Here is a 17,636-nt window from a genome sequence, read left to right on the forward strand (position 1 = left end):
GCTCGCATCTGCCGCCGTGGCGCTGTCGCCCGCGGCTGTCGCGCTGGTCGCGGCCGCGGTCGCACTAGCGTCTGCCAGGGTCGCGCTCGCGTCAGCAGCAGTCGCGCTGGCATCCGCCGCCGTAGCGCTCGCGCCGGCTGCTGTCGCGCTGACATCGGCCGCCGTCGCACTTGCATCTGCCGCCGTGGCGCTATCGCCCGCGGCTATCGCGCTGGCATCGGCTGCCGTCGCGCTCGCGTCAGCAGCGGTCGCGCTGGCATCGGCTGCTGTCGCGCTGGCTTCGGCCGCCGTGGCGCTGACATCGGCTGCGAGGGCGCTTGCCGCGGCAGCCAGAGCGCTGGCGGCAGCCGCTTCCGCCCATTCCTCGGCGGTTTCCGCCAGCGGTTCTACCAGCGCGGCAGCCGCGCTGGCGAACAGGTCCAACGGACCCACCCAGTTCCCCGCGCTGACAGCACCGTTTTTGCGGTACAGCCCGTTCTTAAGGCCATCCGGATCTTCGGTTACCAATGCGTGGAGGCCGTCAAGCGGCAGCAGGTCCGCATAGAGCGCGGCCTGCGTCAGATAGACTCGCGTATCCACCAGCACGGCGATGGTTCCGGTTGCGATCGCAAGGCTGTTGTCGTTGATTTCCGTGTCGCGCTCGATCAGCCAATCGCGCAGCTCAATAACGGGGATGGGCTCCCCCTCGACAAGAATATCGTTGATATCGGCCATGGCTGTTCCCCTTCGCGACCCGCAGCAATTGATTTGCCCGCGATGGCCGATTTGACGAGGGTAAATGCTGTGGCGCAAGCGCAATCCGCGCTAAAAGACTAATATGGGCACCAAACCAGGCGCCGAGACCGGTCTCAGCGTTGGCGGACGATCAACCGCTCCCAATTGCCGTCCAGCGGCACGGCGCGATCGGTAAGGACCGCCGGCACGATCGGCCGCGCCGAAATCGTCTCGATCTTGGCGATCTCCGCCTCCAGCGTCGAGACGCGGTCCCGCCAGGATGGATGCGAGCGGCTGCGCAGGATGCCCCCCGCCTTGCTCGGCCCGAACACCTTCCAGAAATCAATCGCGGCGCGCACGGGATAGTTGGCGTTGGCCATCAAATAAACGCCGAGCAGATCGGCCTGCAGTTCGGTCTGGCGGAAATATTTCACGTTCTTGCCGAAGCCGGAGAGCATCCCGAAATTCACGCCGCGCGCCTCGAGCTTTTCGCGATGGCGCAGGATGTTGTGCGAGAATTCGTGCGCCATCACCGCGGCGAGCCATTCGTCGCGATATTCCTCGACGAAGCGCGAGCCGATCTGGACCATCGTGCCGTCGGCCGAGGCGCCCCAATCTCTGGCGATGCGCATCTCGAAGCGCGACTTGCAGACCGGGATCGGCTGTAGCGTCACGCGAACCGGCGCGCCGCCGCGCAGAACCTCGACCGCGATCGGCGCATCCACCGGCAGCGCCGCGATGGCGAGCTGCGCTGCCACCAGCCGATCGGTGGTCATCGGCTTGCCGGGCAGCGCGGCAATATCGACACTGCCGACGCGAACCAGCGAATCATCGGCCTTGAGCCCGGCGATCTCGGCCGGCGATCCCGCCACCACGCCTTCGATCGCCACCGGGGTGGCGAAGGTGAAATGGACACGCGCATCCTCGCGCGAGCCGCCGTCGAACTGGTCGAGCGTATGCAACTGGAGGCCGGTGCCGGCCTCCAGCCGGTCGCACAGCGCAACATTCGCCGAAGCCAGCCGCCAGCCGATCGTCGCGACCCTGAGATCGGCCTGGCGGACGCTTTCGAACATCGCGGGGTCGTCGGCGGCGACCGCTCCGGTGGGAACAAGAGCGAACATCGCGCTTGCGCCGAGGAACGGGACGAAGTGGCGGAGGCGGAGGGCCAATTTGGCGAACGATGAAACCATTGGCTTCCCATACGCGTCCCTCTGCGGCTCCGGCAATCCGGCCTCTGTGCAGCCGCAAGCGATTCGCGATGCGCCCTTACCGGCCCGCCAAGGTCCCGAAACGATACACTCTGCGCCCGCACCGCCGCATTCGCCCCCGCCTGCGGCTCAAAATCACACGGTAACCGCCGGAGACTGTGAAAAAACATCGCAAAGCTGCTGCGCCGGAGCGCGTTAACCACTTGGCGATCTCAGCGGGCGGAGCTAAAAGGTTTCGCGCTTGCGGCATGGTGCGTTTGCAGCCGCTAGCAAAGGAAATCCGGGATACACCGGGCTAGTGTTGCGTTACGGCAACGGCAGGGCAACTTGTCGAAACCGAAAGTTTTGAGATGTTGCCGTTGGTTGGTTCCTATGCCATAGGCCCGATCTGACCAGATTACCGAACTCGAAGAGGGAGTAATAATAATGTTGGCTAAGCTTCTTACGGCCGCTGCCGTCGCCTCGCTGGCGGCGACCCCGGTCCTCGCAAGCCCGGCTTCGTCGCTGTCGCTGTCGCAGGCGCGTGTGGCGACCAAGGGCAAGAACCAGAACGAATTCGCTCCGGCGGTCATCATCGGCGTTCTCGCCACCGTCGCCATCATCGGCGGCGCTGTCGTTCTCGCGAACAGCGATGACTCGCCCGACAGCCCCTAGTCTCTGACTTGGGGTTACGAGTTCAAGTGGCGGCCGGAAACGGCCGCCACTTTTGTTTTGGGCGCGCCGGATAGAGTGTAGAGTGCACCGCCGGATCATGCGGCCGACAAGAGTCTCAGTTCTACATCATGTTACGCAAGCTTTTCCCGCCGCGCCGCGCCAGCGCCCCCACCGCCCCCGCCGGCGCAATTCCGCCGGGCCTGCGCATCTATGCGATCGGCGATATTCACGGCCGCCTCGACCTGCTCGATCTCCTGCTTGACCAGATTGATCGCGACGATACCGCCCGGCCCGCTGCCGACACGCATATCGTCTTCCTGGGAGACTTGATCGACCGCGGGCCGGAATCGGCGCAGGTCGTCGAGCGCGCGCTCCAGATCAGCCGCACCACCGATCGCGCGAGCTTCCTGCTCGGCAATCACGAGGAAGTGTTCCTCCAGTCGGTGCGCGGGGACTTGAAGGCCCTGGCCTTCTTCACGCGGATCGGCGGGCGCGAGACGATTTTGAGCTATGGCGTGCCGGAGCAGGCATATCTCGGCGCGGACTATCCCGAACTGCTCGCCATGCTGCAGGAACGGGTACCGGCGGAACATGTCGAGTTCCTCGAGCGCTTCGAGGACCTGATCGTCTTCGGCGACTATGCATTCGTCCATGCCGGCGTGCTGCCCGGCCAGCCGCTAACCCATCAAAAGCCCAAGAATCTCCGCTGGATCCGCAGCGAGTTTCTCGATCATCGCGGCCCGCTCGAAAAGATCATCGTCCACGGCCACACCATTTCCGCCGACATCGAAGTCCACCCCCATCGCATCGGCCTCGACACGGGGGCGTTTGCCTCAGGCAAGCTGACGGCGATGGGATTTGAAGGCGGCGAGCGCTGGCCCCTGCAGGCCGTCATCTGACCTCGGCCAACCGCGCGGCGCTTCAGGTCAGCGCGATCCGAACCCGGTTACGACCGTCTGCACGGTCTTGGCGATGATGAGCGCATCGAGCCAGGGCGAGAAGTTCTTGATATAATAGAAGTCGTAGTGGAGCTTGCTCATCACCGCATCCAGATCGGCGACATGCCCCTGGGTGACCTGCGCCCAGCCGGTGATGCCGGGCGGCACGATGTGGCGATAGCGGTAGAAGGGCAATTCGGTCTCGTACCAGCGTGACAGGACCTCGGCCTCGGGCCGCGGACCGATCCAGCTCATCTCGCCCTTCAAGATATTCAGCACCTGCGGCAGCTCGTCGATCCGCGTGCGGCGCAGGAAGCGCCCGATCCTGGTGACGCGCTTGTCGTTGTCGCGCGTCATAGCCCCGGCGCGCTCGTCGGCTTCGTCGCGGTTGGCGACCATCGTCCGGAATTTGGCGACATGGAATGGCACGCCGCGATACCCGATCCGGACTTGCCGGAAGAGCACCGGCCCAGGCGAATCCAGCTTGATAGCGATCGCGACCACCACGAACAGCGGCAGCAGCAATATCGCGGCGGCTATGGCAGCGATAAAATCGAAGCCCCGGCGCAAGCGCAGATAGGCGATAAACGGCACGAGCGAGCCGAAGCTATTCTCCGAAAGATGCTCGATCTCCACCCGGCCGGTGAGCGACTCATGCAGCTGCTTGACGTGCAGCACGGGCATTCCCGCCAACGCGCAGTCGGCGAGAAACGCTTCCCACTCGTCGGTCAGGTCGGCGCGGAAATCCGCCACCAGCACGTCGTAATGGCGTGTCCGCACCGGCTCCGAAAGCCAGTGCAGCTCCAGCATCGGCTCTTCCACGAGCATCGTGACATTGCCGAAAGGGACGATCCCGACGTTGAGGACGGATCTGCGCTCGATCATGATCTGCACGATGTACAGCCAGATCAGCGTGCCGATGCTCCCGCCGATCAGCAGCGCGCGGCTATAGTCGACGCGGAAAAACAGGAAAAAGGAAAAGGTCAGCGCAAAGCACACCAGCACCGACGGGAACACGAAGAAGGCGCCGCGTATTCCCGGATAAAGCGAGATGTTGCGCACGAGATAGACGCTGGCGCAGCCTGCCACCAGCGTACCGAGCGCGGCCATCTGGCTCGCCTCGGCATCCATGAAATGGACGTAGAACATCGCCAGGATGATCGTCGGCAGCGCGGTCGCGAACAGCAAGATGCCACCCAGCTGCACGCGTGCCTTGTTCCAGGCATGCGCGCGCCGATAGCCCCCCCTTCGCTGCACCTTGATCATGGACGACCCGATCCCCCTGATCGCAGATCCTACGCCCGGATCCACGACCTCCCAAATTGCAGCCGCCCGGTATAAAGCGCAGCGACGTCATTTCGGCGCGTTCGTATCCGCGCCGCGCCTGTTCCACAAGCTGCAAGTTGCTCAGGAGGCTGGGTAAAAAGTACAATAACGGGATGCGGCACGGTCTTCGCAGTTTCACTGCATGCGATGCGTCAATTGTAGTTTCTCAGCGCCATCTTCTTCAGTTTGAGCGCGGGCTTCTCGATGCAGAACCACGACAAGAGCGAGACGGCAAAGGTGAGCGCCAATGCCCCCGCGAAATGCCACGCCGATCCCAATATTCCCAGATACAGGAACAGGTTAACGATCGGCATATGATAGATATACACACCATATGAGATGTCGTTGCCTTGCAGCAGGCTGTTGGACAGGCCCGGCTTGTAATGCGCCAGGCTGAATATCAGCGCACTCAGCAGCATATAGCTTACGACATTTATCCCATTTCCCGTGCCGATGCCGAAATACGCAGCCGCGGCATAGGATGCCGCATAGAGAACGAGATAGATCAGTGGATTGATGGACAGGATTTTATGCTGCAACGCCTGATTGGTCGACACATAGGCGCCGAGCATGAACATGTAGAACTAGGGTATGAACGATACCGAGAATAGCTTGAAAAGCATCCCGTCCTTGATGTTCAGGAAGGTGTTGGCTGCATTTATGGCGATCAGGAAAATGAATATCGCCAGCGCTATTTTTCGATACTTCTTGTAAGCGATGAACAGGATCGGCGTCAGGATATAGAATTGCAGCTCTACCGCTATCGTCCACAAGCTGCCGTTAATCGCACCAACGCCATATTCACGCAGAAAATCGGGATTGTAGAACTGGAAGAAGGTCAGGGATGTGAACGTCCACACCGCCAGCTGCTTAAAGCTCACTTCATGCGCGCTGAAATAGCCGCTCAAATATATCGAGGCGACCGTCAGGAAAAAGCAGGCATAAAGTGCCGCGTACAACCGTAGTATCCGGTTGGTGAAGAATATCCTCAGGTTATTCTCACGGATATTGGCATAGGATTTATAGATCAGATACCCGCTGATGAAAAAGAAGACTGGAACGCCCGGAAAATATTCAAGGACCTTCAAAAAGCCGAAATGAAAATTCAGATGCTCGGCCGTGTGCGCAATTGCTACCTGTGTCGCGGCGAATAGCCGGATAAGGTCGAAATTATTGTGCGTGGATTTGGTTTCGATCCTCTGTTTCTTTGCGGGCGACCCGATCGCGCCTACCGCAAGCCCCCTGAAAGCCACACACCGCTGGATGCAGGCGCTTGGCGAGAATTGAGAAAGTGCGTCACCACGTCAATCGCGGTTTTGCTGCACGTAAATCGTGGAAGCCTGGTCGGCGTGGATTTCGACCTCCGAGACCGGCTCTGCCCCCATCTTGCGATAGAATGCATGGGCGGGACCGAGATCGCGGCCAACGACGATCTTGAAGGACAGGATGCCCTGGTCGCGGAAATGCCGGCATAGCGCCAAGTACAGCTTCTGCGCGCAGCCGGTGCCGCGCGCGAAGGGCGCGACGGCGATACTGAACAATTCCGCCGCCGGGAGATCCGGCGCTTCTTCGGAACGGGCGTGCAGCAGTATCTCCGCGATGCGGAAAATCTTGCGCGGCGAGAGCAACGCGGGAAGGAGCGACCAGACCACGCTCGGCAGCCGGCCCAGCAGCGCGCGATATACATGTTTGAGGCCAACGCCGCCGCTGACGAACCCGGCGACCTTGCCCTGTTCGACCTCGACGATCAGGATCGAGCGCGGGTCTGCGTCCATCGCCTCATAGAGGAGCGTCAGGAAACGCGGGCCCAGCTGCGGCAGGAAACCGCGATCAATGCTCGCTATGTGCAGGGCGGCGACCTGCGCATAGATCGCCCGGTCATGCATCGCCGAGATGGAGCAGTCGGGCCATGTCCGCATCGGGCCGGGGGAGCGAGGGGAAGAAGCGCCATGCCACCGCGACGTTCGACGAAACGATAACCCAGGCGGTGAGGACGATCAGCAGCACATAGGTCCAGACGCCCTGATTATGCTGATACCATTCCTCCAGCCTGCCCTTGTAGGGCATGATCACATCGTCATAGAGCCGATCCGGATCGGCATCTTGGTGCATCATCTCTTCCTCGTCGCGAAAGACGATCGAGCCGATGCCGGAAAGCCCCGGACGCACGAGCTTGATCGCTTCCTGCGACTGCACCGGGAAGGCATCGAAGCAGCGCTGGGTCTGCGGCCGCGGGCCGATGACGCTCATCGTGCCATTCAGGATATTGATCAGCTGCGGCAGCTCGTTGATCTTGGATTTGCGCAGGAACTTGCCGAGCGGCAGCACCCGCGGATCGTTCTTCAACGTCACGGTGCCGGTGCCGATGTTCGCGCTGTTCTTGAGCATCGTCGCGAACTTGTAGACCTTGAACATCCGGCCGCCCTTGCCGACGCGGTCCTGGAAATAAAAGACCTCGCCCTCCCCGGTCAGCCGCAGCACGATCGCGATCGGAACCAGCAGCGGCGACAGGAGCAGGAGCGCTAGGCCGGATAGGAGAATGTCGAGCAGGCGCTGCATGCTTACATCCTCGCGTCCAGATAACGCCCGGTTTCCTTGTGGTTGAACTCGGGGATCATGCGGTTGAACAGATCGACGATCGGGCCCTTGCTCCAGCGCCCGGCGGCGCGGATCGCCTCGATTTCGCGCAGGAAGCCGTCAAGCAATTCGCCATCATAGGCCAGCTGGTTCTTGATGACGCCGACATTGGCGAAGCGGTCCATGTCGAGCTGCTGGCCATCGGTGAAGAATTCTTCGAAATCCTTTTCGCCGGTGGTGTCGCTGGCGAAGAAGAAGCAGGGCCATTTCCGCTGCGGGATCAGCTCGGCGGCACGGCCGCGGGCCTCCTCTTCGGTGGCGCAGATGACCGGCTCATATCCAAGCTCTTCCAGATAGCGCACCGCGATATCGGCGAAGGTGGTGAGGTGGAGCTCTTCGGACAGCTTGGGGAAGAAGATGTCGCGATTTTCTCCGAGCAGGCACGACATCATGCACAGTTCGCCCGATTCCTGCGGCGTGACGAAATAGCGGCGCACATCGTTGGGCGCAGCGATCGGCTGGCGCTTGGCGACGCGCTGATTGAATCCGTGCAGCAGCGAGCCGTCGGAAAAGGCGACGTTGGCGAAGCGGGCAGTGGAATTCTCCATCCGATCGGCCGCGCGCATCAGGAACATCTCCATGATCCGCTTGCTGGCCCCCATCATGTTGACGGGATTGGCGGCCTTGTCGGTCGAAACGCAGAAATAGCGGCGCGCGCCGCCTTCCCGCGCCATCTCCAGCGTCTTGAGCGTGTTGAGAATATTGACCTCGATCATCCGCATCAGCGTGAACGGGTCCTTCTCGCTGCGCACATGCTTGAGGGCCGAGAGATTGAAGACATAGTCATAGCCGCCATCGGCCATCAGCGCCTCGAACTCGCGCGAGCCGCAGTCGATCGCGAAGGTGGCGAAATCGCCGTCGATATAGCCGAGCGTACTGCGCAGATCGCGAACCAGCTCGACCATGTTGTTTTCGCTGATGTCGACGACGTGCAGAACCTTTGGGTTGCGCTTGAACAGCTCGCGGGTCACCGCCTGGCCGATCGACCCTGCACCGCCGATGACCAGGAACCGCCCGCCCCGCACGGCATCGGACAATTGCTGCTCATGCGCGGCGATGTCCTTGTCGAAAAGCGGGCTGGTACGCCCGATCAGTCCTAGCACGTTCATGAATTAACCCCGGATTTTCAGATGATGAGAAGGATGTCGTTCGTCAGCGAACGCGCGTTCATTCGATGGGAGGACGGCCCGGTACGCTGGACGGGATGTTGACGATCCGCTCCTCCAGCCAACGCGACACTTCGAGGCCGTCATTCTGGCACTTCTCGAACATCGGCAGGCTCGACATCAGGCGCCATACCGGCCGTGTCATCACGCCCTGTGCGTTGCAATATTCCAGGAAGGCGTCCCGGCTCTCCAGGTCCGCAAGCAGCACGGCGTTGAGCCAGTAATTGGAGCGCGTCCCCGGGCGCTCGCGCACCAGCGTGTACCCGAGCGGCGGCAGCGTCTCGTCATAATAGGCTGCGACGTCGCGCTTGATGCGCAAGAACTCGTCCAGCTGCTCCATCTGCGCGCAGCCAAGCGCCGCGTTCAGATTGGGGAGCCGGTAATTATAGCCGATCTCGTCGTGCTTGAACTCATACGGATGCGGGATCTTGGCAGTGGTGGTGATATGCTTTGCGCGCTTGGCGATCTCGGGATCGTCGGTCACGATCATGCCGCCGCCACCGGTGGTGACGATCTTGTTGCCGTTGAAGCTATAGGCGCCGATCACGCCGCTGGTCCCGGTATGGCGCTCGCCGATATAGGTGCCGAGCGATTCCGCGGCGTCTTCGACCACCGGGATACAGAACGCGTTGCAGACGGCGACGATCTCGTCGATGCGCAGCGCCAGCCCGAACGTGTGCATCGGAACGCAGGCGGCAATGCGCCGCCCGGTCGTGCGGTTATACGCCTGCCCCTCGCGCACCTCCACATGCTGCTCGAGGAAGCGGGTCAGCGCCTCGTGGCACATGCCCAGCGTTTCCTTGCTCGCATCCACGAACACCGGATGTGCGCCCATATAGCTGATCGCATTGCAGGTCGCGATGAAGGTCAGCGCCTGGGAGATGACCTCGTCGCCCGCACGCACGCCCGCGAGCATCAGGCTGATGTGCAGCGCCGCGGTGCCGTTCATGGTCGCGATCGCATATTTGCTGCCGGTGAAATCGGCGATGGCGCGTTCGAATGCGACCACCTTCTCGCCCACTGACGACACGAAATTCGAATCGACGCACTCGGCGAGATACGTCTTCTCGTGCCCGCCGAACACGGGCCGGTGCAATGGGATGAACCCCTCGCCATATACGTGGCGCACGATATCGACGACCTGCTGGGCCCTGGGTTCAGTCTCGTTCATCATCAACTCTACCGTGCGGTCCGCTGCGACCGTGTTGCTCTCGACCATTACTGCTTCCCTCAATCCAGTCCACCCAGCGATCTGCCAGCTTGCGCCGATCGAATTGCGCCTCCGCCAATTCCCGCGCGCGCCGCCCCATTGCCTGCAATCCGGCGCGGTCGGCCGCGGCCTGCTCAAGCGCATCGGCAAAGGCGGCGGGGTCGGCCGGCGGCACCGCGAACCCGCAGCGCTGCTCGGTGACGAAGCCGGCCAGCCAGCCGGGATAGTTGATCAGCACCGGCCGCCCCGCCGCGACATAGTCGAAGAACTTGTTGGGCGAGGTGCCGAAATAGAAAGCCGGCACATTGGCGAGGATCTGCAGCCCGATATCGGTGGCGCGCATCAGGCCGCTCAGCCGGGCCTTGTCCACCGGATCGTGGAAGACGACGTTGCGCAGCCCGAGTTCGTCCGCCCGCTGCCGCAGTGCCGGCTTGAGCTTGCCGTCGCCGATCAGCACGAACTTGATGTCGTCGCGGCCCCTGCCCTGCAGCTCGGCGGCGGCATCCAGCAGGGCATCCAGGCCGTTGGCGATACCGTGGGATCCGGCGAACACCGCCATCAGATCGCTTTCGGCGACACCGTCCGGACGCCAGGGCGGAGCCGAAGCGCCGAACAGCGCCAGGTCGCATCCGTTGGATATCTCGGTAACCCGCTCGGCGGCGATGCCGCGCTTGCGGATACCCTCGACAATACCGGGCGACAGGCCGATCAGCCGGTCGGCGGAATGATAGCTGAGCCATTCCAGCATCGACATCAGCCCGAGCACCACCGGATTGCGGATGACCCCCATCGCCTTGGGCAATTCCGGCCACAGATCGCGGACCTCGAAGACGAACGGCTTGCGGCGCAGCCAGCGCGCAAAAATGCCGGGAATGCCGGCGGTGAGCGGCGTGGTGGTCGCGAACAGCACCGAATAGTCTTCGCGGAATGCGATGCCGATACTCGCCATGGCAAAGCGGACGAAGGTCCAGGCGCGCTTCACGAAGCCGTCGGCATTGGTATAGGCCAGATCGAATTCGATGACGTCGATGCCGCTGACCGTACCGCGCCGCCGCCCCTTGACGAACGGGCCGTCCAGCCCGGTCTGCCCCAGGCCGTAGCTGCCGCAAACCATCGTCACCGCATGCCCGCGCCGCAACAGATTCTGCGCCATCTCGAACGAGCGCAGCCCGGTCGAGCCCTTGGGCGTGGAGAAATGCTGGTGGAAGTAAAGTACGCGCATCAGGCCCAGCTATAGATTGTGGTGATGACGGCCGGCCCGGTCAGTTCGCAGCTGACCACCGGCGTCTCTTCCTTGTTCAGATACAGGAGCGATCGCCACCCCGCGCCGAGTGCGAGCGGCCCGGCGGCGGCATCGGCCGCCACGGTGAGCCGGTGCGCGCCATCGGTCACGCCGTGCGGACCGTCGCTGCGCCATTCGCCCTTGCGCAGCCGCCAGCGCAGCACGGCGGAGCCCGCAAAGCCCGAAATCGTGTCGGTGACGACCAGCCTGTCCGCATGGAGCGCAATCGACCGCTTGTGCGAGGCACCCTGCCCATCGGTGTAACCGGCCTGCGCGCCATCGGGGTCGAACGCCACGTCATCGCTCTTCAGCCATTCGCCGAGCAGGAAGCGGCCGATCCGCGGCATCTGGTCGCGGCCGTCGAACTGGATCGTGTTGTGGCTGGCGGTGCCGCCGAAATAGGCAAGCCATTCCTCGCCCGAATTATAGCTATAGGTCCCGGCGTCCCCGAGCAGGTTGTCGCCGCCCAGCCACAGATCGACATGCAGCGCGTCGCACTGGCTCGGGCGGTAGCGAAAGCGCGGATAGCGCAGCATCGCCATCGCCGCTCCGCTCCGCACCACGCTGAAGCCGCCATCGTCGAACTGAGCGGACGCCGCCGGCGCCAGCACGGTATCGGGAAGCGCGAGCCGCAGCGCCTCCGCCCGCCGGTTCCACGCGCCATCGCCGGGATAGGCGCGGGCATTTTCGAACAGGATCGCGGCGGTCTGCACGGTCGGGCGGAAATCGCGATACGGCGTCCGGCCGATATCGAAGATATGCGCGCCGTCATTGGCGCCGACATTCGGCCCATCGCCGGATGCGGGATCAATCATCTCGCGCAGCCAACGCGTCGCAGCCCGAGCCCGGGCCAGATACGCCGCGGAGAACTCTGGCAGGCCAAGCCGGCCCCGCCAGATCTCCACCATGCACAGCGTATCGAGCACCATGCGGTGATAGTTGAGCGAATATTGGCTGAAGCTGCCATCGGGCGCGATCAGCCGGGAAACCCGGTTCTCGAGCCAGCGCCTGCCCATGCGCTGCCACCGGTTCGCCTCGGCCACGCCTGCCTGTGCGAGCCAGCTTCCGCCGATGAACAGCGCGGCTGCCTCGGAGGTGCCGTGATTATTGTCCTGGCCAACCGCATAGCCCATGGTCGGCGCGATCCGCTGCAGATGGTTGAATAGCGACGCGCGCAATGCCGGGCTCGGCTCGGTCCCGCCGGAAATCAGCAGCGTAGCCATGGCCAGGTGCATCACGCGCAGCGATGCTTCTTGCCCGCACTTCCAGTTCGGCCCTTGATATGCCGGGTTCTTGGCGTGCCAATCCTGCAGCCAGCGCTCCAGCGTCTCTGCCGCATCGCCGTCCGTCCGTGCCGCCAGCGCAAGATCGAGGCACCATTGGAAGCGCGACGGCTCCCACAATATCTTGATGTCCCCGGTCGCCTCGGCGAAATCCGGGATGGTCCACCACGGCCGCATCGCCGGTTGCGCCGTGGCCCCGGTGAACGGGTTCGCGAACCAGTCCGGCGCCTGGCCGGTAACCGGAACCTCGCGCCAGCCGAAATAGTGCAGCGATCGCGCCGCCTCCCCCGTCGCACCCGCCTGGCTATTGGCTGCAGGAGCAAAAAACTTCCCGTCGATCGGGCGGGCTTTCAGGCGCTGGACCGGGTGCAGCCCGGTCTTCAGCCCAATGCGATACGCCGCGACCCGCAGCACGCTATGCGCGCCGAGTTTCGCCACCGTCCGTAGCTTGGCTATCCGGCCGCTATTGGGCACGCAGCATTTCGGCGACGGTTATGCTGACCTTCGCCACTTCGAATATCTGGTCGGCGGGGATCGGCGCGCCGCTGCCGGATTCGATCCCATTGAGGAACGCTGCCACACAGGCTTCCTGTCCCTTGTCCTGCCGCCAGCTTCCCTTGGAGCTGAAGCCGGGCCAGCCGAAGCCGCGCAGCTTGCGGAAATTATCGAGCTGAAGGATGCGGCCGGCGCAGAACACCTCGATGCGCTCCTTCGGGAAGCGCGCCGATCCATTCGCCAGATACAGGATCGTGCCGAACGAGCCGTCCGCGAAGCCGAGCGTGATCGACGCCTTGTCGTCCGCGACACCGTTCACCGGCACGCCCATGCAACGCGCCTGGGCGGAAACGATCGGCGAATCGGCCAGATGGCGCATCAGGTCGATCAGGTGGCACGCCTCGCCGAGGATCCGGCCACCGCCAACAGCGGGATCCTGGGTCCAATGCCCGGCCGGAATGGCGCCGGCGTTCATCGTCATGATGAACGACTTCGGCTCCTTCACCGCGCTCAGCATCTGCTTCATGCGGACCACATGCGGCGCGAAGCGGCGATTATACCCGACCATCAGCTGCGCCGAACCCGTGGCATGCGCGGCCTGGATGGCTTCGAGCTCGGCATTGTTCAGCGCGAGCGGCTTTTCGACGAAAACATGTTTGCCGGCGGTGAGCGCCTTGCAGGTCAGCGCCGCGTGCGAATTGTGGCGCGTGACGATCGCCACGGTATTGATCGCCGGATCGGCCAGCATCGCATCGACATCGGTGGACGCTTCTTCGAAACCGGCGCCGGCGCCGTGGATCACACCGCTCAGCCCGCCGGAGGTGACGATGGTCTTGAACTGCGCACCGGCTGCCTTGAACGCCGGCAACAGCATCCGCGACGCATAGTTGCCGGCACCGATGAAGCCGCACACCGCCTTCACGGCGGTGTAGGCCTGCGGCCCTGCCTGCAACGCGACCGACGGCGCCAGCCGCTCCGCGTCGCCCGTCGCCGAATAGTTGAGGAGAACGCCGCGCACCGAAGGATCGGTGGTCAGCACGTCATAGGCCGACGGTGCCTCTTCAAAGGCGATGCGATGGCTGATCAGCGGCTTCACGTCGAGACGGCCGCTCGCCATCATGTCGAGGATCGCCTCGAAATTGCGCTGCTCGGTCCAGCGTACGAAGCCGAGGGGATAATCCTGCCCCTGATCCTCATATGCGGGGTCGTACCGGCCCGGTCCGTAGGAGCACGATACCTGGAACGACAGCTCCTTCTCGTAAAATTCGCTGCGGTTGAGTTCGAGGCCGGTGACGCCGACCAGCACGATCCGCCCGCGCTTGCGGGACATTTGCGCCGCCTGCGAAACCGGATCGCTCGATGCGGTCGATGCGGTGATGATCACACCGTCCATGCCGCGCCCGCGGCTGAACGTCATGCCGGCCGCCACCGGATCCTCGCCGCGGCCGAGATTGCAAATCTCGGCGCCGAAGCTGCGTGCCAGCTCGAGCTTGTCAGCATCGAAGTCGATTGCGAGAACCCGGCACCCTTGGGCGATCAGTAGCTGGACGGTGATCAGGCCGATCAGCCCGACGCCGCTGACGGCAATCGCTTCGCCCAGGGTCGGCTCGATCAGGCGGATGCCCTGGAGCCCGATCGCCCCCACCACCGTGAAGGAAGCGGATTCATCGTCGACATTGTCGGGAATGCGCGCGCACAGATTCTGCGCAACGCGAACCAGATCGGCATGCGGACCGTTCGAGACGACCCGGTCGCCGGCCTTGAAATCCAGAACGCCATTGCCGACGCTCTGAACGACGCCGACATTGCTGTACCCGAGCGCGATCGGCTGGGCGAGCTTCGAGCGGACCGCGTCGATCGTGGTGAAAAGGCCGTCGGTGCCGATCTTCTCGAGCACCATCTTCACCTTCTCAGGCTGCTGGCGGGCCTTTTGCAGCATTGAGGAGCGGCCGAAGTCGACGAGCATCCGTTCGGTACCGGCCGAGATCAAGCTCACGCGGCTCGCGATCAGCAGGGTGCCCGAGGCAGCCGTCGGTGCCGGGACCTCGGTGAGGTACGTCGTTCCCTTGCGCAAATCTTGCAAAATCTGTTTCATTACGAACCTTTGAAGCGGGTGTACCCGTTGATGTCAGCCGACTGTGGGCAGGCCGGATGGCCGGTCGTAGCTGATCAGCACCGCCTTGTAGGTGCCTTTGAAGACGAACATGCTACCGGCGCACGCGCCGACGGTGCCGACGGCGTCGATCAACTGTTGCATATGGTCGATCGTGCCCGCGCCGCCGACGACGGTCATCGGCGTGGTCACCGCAGCCCGGACCTGCCGCGCCAAAGCAAGGTCATATCCCTGCATCGCCCCGTCGCGGTCGATCGAATTGATGGCGATCTCGCCTGCACCAAGCGCTTCGACCTGCTGGCAGAACTCGACAAGGTCCTGCTTGTGCTTGCGGCGGCCGTTATGCGTGTAAATCGTGTAGCCGCCCAGCATGCCGCGCTTGACGTCAATCGTGACGGTCACGCTCTGCGAGCCGACCGCCTCAGCCATTTCGCGGACCAGCTCCGGCCGTTCGAGGGCGGCGGCGCTGATCGAGACCTTCTCGAAGCCGGCGGCAACGATCTTCGCCGCCTGGGCGGCGCTGGTGACGCCCCCGCCATAGCAGAGCGGCATCCGCGATTCCGCGGCGATGCTGCGCAAGAGCGGGAAATGCGGCTCGCGCGCTTCGACGGAAGCGTCGATATCGAAGAACACCAGCTCGTCGACCGCCTTCTCGTTGAAGATCTTCACCGCATTGAGCGGGTCGCCGACATATTTTCCGCCCTTGAATCCCTCGGTCTTGACGAGGCCGCCGTCGCGCATGAGCAGGCAGGGCGCTATCCGTGATCGCAGCATGGTTCAGAGTCCGGCGAAGTTTCGGAAGACCGCGACACCGCTGGCGTGGCCCTTCTCGGCGTGGAATTGCAGACCGATGACATTGCCCTTGCCCACCGCGCAGGGGAACCGGCCGCCATAGTCGACCGTCGCGATAACGTCGGCGGGGTCGGCGGCGTCGTAATAATAGCTGTGCAGGAAATAGAAGCCGCGCTCGAAGTCGACGCCGTTGAACAGTTCGGGTGCGCCCTGCACGCTGACGCTGTTCCAGCCCATATGCGGGAGGCGCGGCCCGGAGGTCAGGTTCTCCGTGCGGATCCGGCGGACACGGCCGGGGATCCAGCCAAGGCCCGGCAGTTCGCCTTCATCGCTGGAATCGGCGAAGATCTGCATGCCGACGCAAATCCCCATCACCTTCTTGCCGCGGCCCATCACCTGCTCGTTGAGCACGTCGATGGTGCCCGAAGCGGTCAGATGCGCCATCGTCGCATCGAACGCCCCGACACCCGGCAGGATGTAGCGGTCCGCCTTTTCAAGCTCGGCATGGTCGCCGGTGATGCAATGGGGCACCTTGAGCTGCTTGAAGATATTGGCGATCGCGGCGGTATTGCCCGATCCATAGTCGATGATCGCGATCATCGTTTTATCGACCTTTCGACGCCGAGGAGCTTCAGCACCTTGGCGCCGAGCTTGAACATCCATTCCTGGTTTCGATAGTCACGATAGGTCTTGAGCGGCATCTCGTGATACTTGCGCAATTCCTCGACCGTGATGCCGAGCTTGGTGGCGATATATTCGAATTCGGCGTCGATCGTCTCGGGGTCGTAGGCCGGTCGCGCGAGCTGGGCGATGGCGTCCTCGCGGGCCATCTGGCCCGTCACGATCAGGCTCGAATACTGGACGCGGCGAGTGTCGTAGCCAAAGCGGGTCGGCAGCCAATAGCCCTCATAGAAGCGCGTGAAGCGGCTCTCGAAATGCTTCTGCGGATAGGGCCGCCAGCCATAGAGGCTGGAGAGCGTGTCGATCGCCAGCGCCTTGGTATAGGGAAGCGAGTTGAGCGGCTTCGCTACCTTCAGCCCCTTCAGGTAGCGCAGGTAGAATTTGTGATAGAGCACGCTGCTGAACGGATAGGTCTTGAGCTTGCGGGTGCCGAACTGGCCGTGAATGTCGCGCAGCTGCGCCATGTCCGTGCCGTAGTACAGCCACTCCAGCGGATTGCGGACGCATTCCGTGGAGTAGTTGCCACCGTTCAGGATGTACTTGATCCCGTGCTTGTCGGCGAAGTGATACAGGGTGGCGATGAACGCGTGATCCTGCGGGATATCGAGATGCGGCACGCCGGCCTTGAAGAAGGCGAGCTGGAAGTCCCGCATCTCTTCCCAGTTGATCACCTCGGTATAGAGGTCGAGGCCAAGCTTTTCGACGAGCATCTGGATGTTGTTGACCGCGATATCGGTATTCCATCCGCCATCGACGTGGAAGACCAGCGGCCTGAGCCCGAATTCCTTGACGACCAGATGGAGCATGTACGAGCTGTCGAGCCCGCCCGACATGCCGAGGATGCAGTCGAACTCCTTGCCGCGGCCGCTTTCCTTGATATCCGCGACCATCTTCGCGACCGCGGCCTTGCCGCGCTCGTCGGTATGCCAATGCGGCTTAATGTCCTCATCGAAGCTATGGCAGTGCATACACACGCCATTTGCGTCAAATTCGATCGCAGAATCGCTCGTATCCATCACGCACCGCGTGCAAATCTGATACGGCCTTGCAGACAATTGGTTAGCCAAAGGGAATTCCCTCACCATTCTTCAAATTGATCGGGCGACAGCGTCGCGACTTCGTTTCCGATGGGCCCGC

The 17,636-nt window shown here is 63.0% G+C and carries 17 protein-coding genes; 2 read left to right on the forward strand and 15 right to left on the reverse strand.

Annotation, left to right across the window (positions count from 1 at the left end):
• Positions 1-714: hypothetical protein (locus tag SSO01S_RS17645; protein ID WP_218000382.1), on the reverse strand; the 714-nt coding region annotated here is incomplete at its 3' end.
• A gap of 134 nt (positions 715-848) precedes the next feature.
• The gene (locus SSO01S_RS15950) at positions 849-1,904 is read right to left on the reverse strand and encodes a M48 family metallopeptidase (protein ID WP_066801036.1); all 1,056 of its coding nucleotides are present in this window, start codon (positions 1,902-1,904) and stop codon (positions 849-851) included.
• A gap of 444 nt (positions 1,905-2,348) precedes the next feature.
• Here SSO01S_RS15950 and SSO01S_RS15955 point away from each other — a divergent pair, with 444 nt between their 5' ends.
• Together SSO01S_RS15955 and SSO01S_RS15960 are read left to right on the forward strand one after the other, a co-directional pair.
• Positions 2,349-2,576 (forward strand): hypothetical protein, encoded by a 228-nt coding sequence (locus SSO01S_RS15955; RefSeq protein WP_066801038.1) that lies wholly within the window; start codon positions 2,349-2,351, stop codon positions 2,574-2,576.
• A 128-nt stretch (positions 2,577-2,704) separates the two neighbouring features.
• On the forward strand, positions 2,705-3,475 hold the full coding sequence (locus SSO01S_RS15960) for a metallophosphoesterase (protein WP_066801041.1): 771 nt from the start codon (positions 2,705-2,707) through the stop codon (positions 3,473-3,475).
• A 27-nt stretch (positions 3,476-3,502) separates the two neighbouring features.
• Here the strand turns inward: SSO01S_RS15960 and SSO01S_RS15965 are convergent, their stop codons facing one another.
• The 13 genes from SSO01S_RS15965 to SSO01S_RS16025 all read right to left on the reverse strand — a co-directional run bounded on the left by SSO01S_RS15965 (position 3,503) and on the right by SSO01S_RS16025 (position 17,584).
• A complete protein-coding gene (locus tag SSO01S_RS15965) occupies positions 3,503-4,780 on the reverse strand; it encodes a sugar transferase (RefSeq protein WP_157073822.1) in 1,278 nt (425 codons plus the stop codon).
• 212 nt (positions 4,781-4,992) lie between these two features.
• Positions 4,993-5,418 (reverse strand): acyltransferase family protein, encoded by a 426-nt coding sequence (locus tag SSO01S_RS15970; protein ID WP_066801048.1) that lies wholly within the window; start codon positions 5,416-5,418, stop codon positions 4,993-4,995.
• Positions 5,419-5,424: 6 nt separating this feature from the next.
• Entirely contained in the window at positions 5,425-6,093 is a 669-nt protein-coding gene (locus tag SSO01S_RS15975; RefSeq protein ID WP_066801051.1) for an acyltransferase family protein, read from the reverse strand.
• Positions 6,094-6,144: 51 nt separating this feature from the next.
• Complete coding sequence (locus SSO01S_RS15980; protein WP_245646857.1) at positions 6,145-6,759, reverse strand: GNAT family N-acetyltransferase; 615 nt, start codon at positions 6,757-6,759, stop codon at positions 6,145-6,147.
• Positions 6,719-7,399 carry a sugar transferase gene (locus SSO01S_RS15985; RefSeq protein ID WP_066801054.1) on the reverse strand — a complete coding sequence of 227 codons (681 nt, stop codon included), beginning with the start codon at positions 7,397-7,399 and terminating at the stop codon, positions 6,719-6,721. Before SSO01S_RS15985 ends, SSO01S_RS15980 begins: the two co-directional genes overlap by 41 nt.
• Positions 7,400-7,401: 2 nt before the next feature.
• Positions 7,402-8,586, reverse strand: a complete 1,185-nt coding sequence (locus tag SSO01S_RS15990; RefSeq protein ID WP_066801056.1) for a UDP-N-acetylglucosamine 4,6-dehydratase — start codon at positions 8,584-8,586, stop codon at positions 7,402-7,404.
• A 58-nt stretch (positions 8,587-8,644) separates the two neighbouring features.
• Positions 8,645-9,862, reverse strand: coding sequence for a LegC family aminotransferase (locus SSO01S_RS15995; RefSeq protein WP_157073823.1), 1,218 nt, complete (start codon positions 9,860-9,862; stop codon positions 8,645-8,647).
• Complete coding sequence (locus SSO01S_RS16000) at positions 9,801-11,075, reverse strand: glycosyltransferase family 4 protein (protein WP_066801057.1); 1,275 nt, start codon at positions 11,073-11,075, stop codon at positions 9,801-9,803. The genes SSO01S_RS15995 and SSO01S_RS16000 overlap by 62 nt, the downstream gene beginning before the upstream one ends.
• Positions 11,075-12,856, reverse strand: a complete 1,782-nt coding sequence (locus tag SSO01S_RS16005) for a heparinase II/III family protein (RefSeq protein ID WP_218000383.1) — start codon at positions 12,854-12,856, stop codon at positions 11,075-11,077. The genes SSO01S_RS16000 and SSO01S_RS16005 overlap by 1 nt, the downstream gene beginning before the upstream one ends.
• A 25-nt stretch (positions 12,857-12,881) precedes the next feature.
• Positions 12,882-15,008 (reverse strand): bi-domain-containing oxidoreductase, encoded by a 2,127-nt coding sequence (locus SSO01S_RS16010; protein ID WP_066801059.1) that lies wholly within the window; start codon positions 15,006-15,008, stop codon positions 12,882-12,884.
• 33 nt (positions 15,009-15,041) lie between these two features.
• Complete coding sequence (locus SSO01S_RS16015; RefSeq protein ID WP_066801062.1) at positions 15,042-15,800, reverse strand: AglZ/HisF2 family acetamidino modification protein; 759 nt, start codon at positions 15,798-15,800, stop codon at positions 15,042-15,044.
• 3 nt (positions 15,801-15,803) lie between these two features.
• Entirely contained in the window at positions 15,804-16,418 is a 615-nt protein-coding gene (gene hisH / locus SSO01S_RS16020; RefSeq protein WP_066801066.1) for an imidazole glycerol phosphate synthase subunit HisH, read from the reverse strand.
• Complete coding sequence (locus SSO01S_RS16025) at positions 16,415-17,584, reverse strand: N-acetyl sugar amidotransferase (protein ID WP_083943189.1); 1,170 nt, start codon at positions 17,582-17,584, stop codon at positions 16,415-16,417. Before SSO01S_RS16025 ends, hisH begins: the two co-directional genes overlap by 4 nt.
• Between the last annotated feature and the right edge of the window lie 52 nt (positions 17,585-17,636).

This window comes from Sphingomonas soli NBRC 100801 (assembly GCF_001591025.1).
GTDB classification, from domain to species: Bacteria; Pseudomonadota; Alphaproteobacteria; order Sphingomonadales; family Sphingomonadaceae; genus Sphingomonas; species Sphingomonas soli.

Coding starts and splice junctions, on each gene's coding strand:
- SSO01S_RS15950 (WP_066801036.1), bottom strand. CDS start 1,904: ATGGTTTCATCGTTCGCCAAATTGGCCCTCCGCCTCCGCCACTTCGTC.
- SSO01S_RS15955 (WP_066801038.1), top strand. CDS start 2,349: ATGTTGGCTAAGCTTCTTACGGCCGCTGCCGTCGCCTCGCTGGCGGCG.
- SSO01S_RS15960 (WP_066801041.1), top strand. CDS start 2,705: ATGTTACGCAAGCTTTTCCCGCCGCGCCGCGCCAGCGCCCCCACCGCC.
- SSO01S_RS15965 (WP_157073822.1), bottom strand. CDS start 4,780: ATGATCAAGGTGCAGCGAAGGGGGGGCTATCGGCGCGCGCATGCCTGG.
- SSO01S_RS15970 (WP_066801048.1), bottom strand. CDS start 5,418: ATGTTCATGCTCGGCGCCTATGTGTCGACCAATCAGGCGTTGCAGCAT.
- SSO01S_RS15980 (WP_245646857.1), bottom strand. CDS start 6,759: ATGCGGACATGGCCCGACTGCTCCATCTCGGCGATGCATGACCGGGCG.
- SSO01S_RS15985 (WP_066801054.1), bottom strand. CDS start 7,399: ATGCAGCGCCTGCTCGACATTCTCCTATCCGGCCTAGCGCTCCTGCTC.
- SSO01S_RS15990 (WP_066801056.1), bottom strand. CDS start 8,586: ATGAACGTGCTAGGACTGATCGGGCGTACCAGCCCGCTTTTCGACAAG.
- SSO01S_RS15995 (WP_157073823.1), bottom strand. CDS start 9,862: ATGGTCGAGAGCAACACGGTCGCAGCGGACCGCACGGTAGAGTTGATG.
- SSO01S_RS16000 (WP_066801057.1), bottom strand. CDS start 11,075: ATGCGCGTACTTTACTTCCACCAGCATTTCTCCACGCCCAAGGGCTCG.
- SSO01S_RS16010 (WP_066801059.1), bottom strand. CDS start 15,008: ATGAAACAGATTTTGCAAGATTTGCGCAAGGGAACGACGTACCTCACC.
- SSO01S_RS16015 (WP_066801062.1), bottom strand. CDS start 15,800: ATGCTGCGATCACGGATAGCGCCCTGCCTGCTCATGCGCGACGGCGGC.
- hisH (WP_066801066.1), bottom strand. CDS start 16,418: ATGATCGCGATCATCGACTATGGATCGGGCAATACCGCCGCGATCGCC.
- SSO01S_RS16025 (WP_083943189.1), bottom strand. CDS start 17,584: ATGGTGAGGGAATTCCCTTTGGCTAACCAATTGTCTGCAAGGCCGTAT.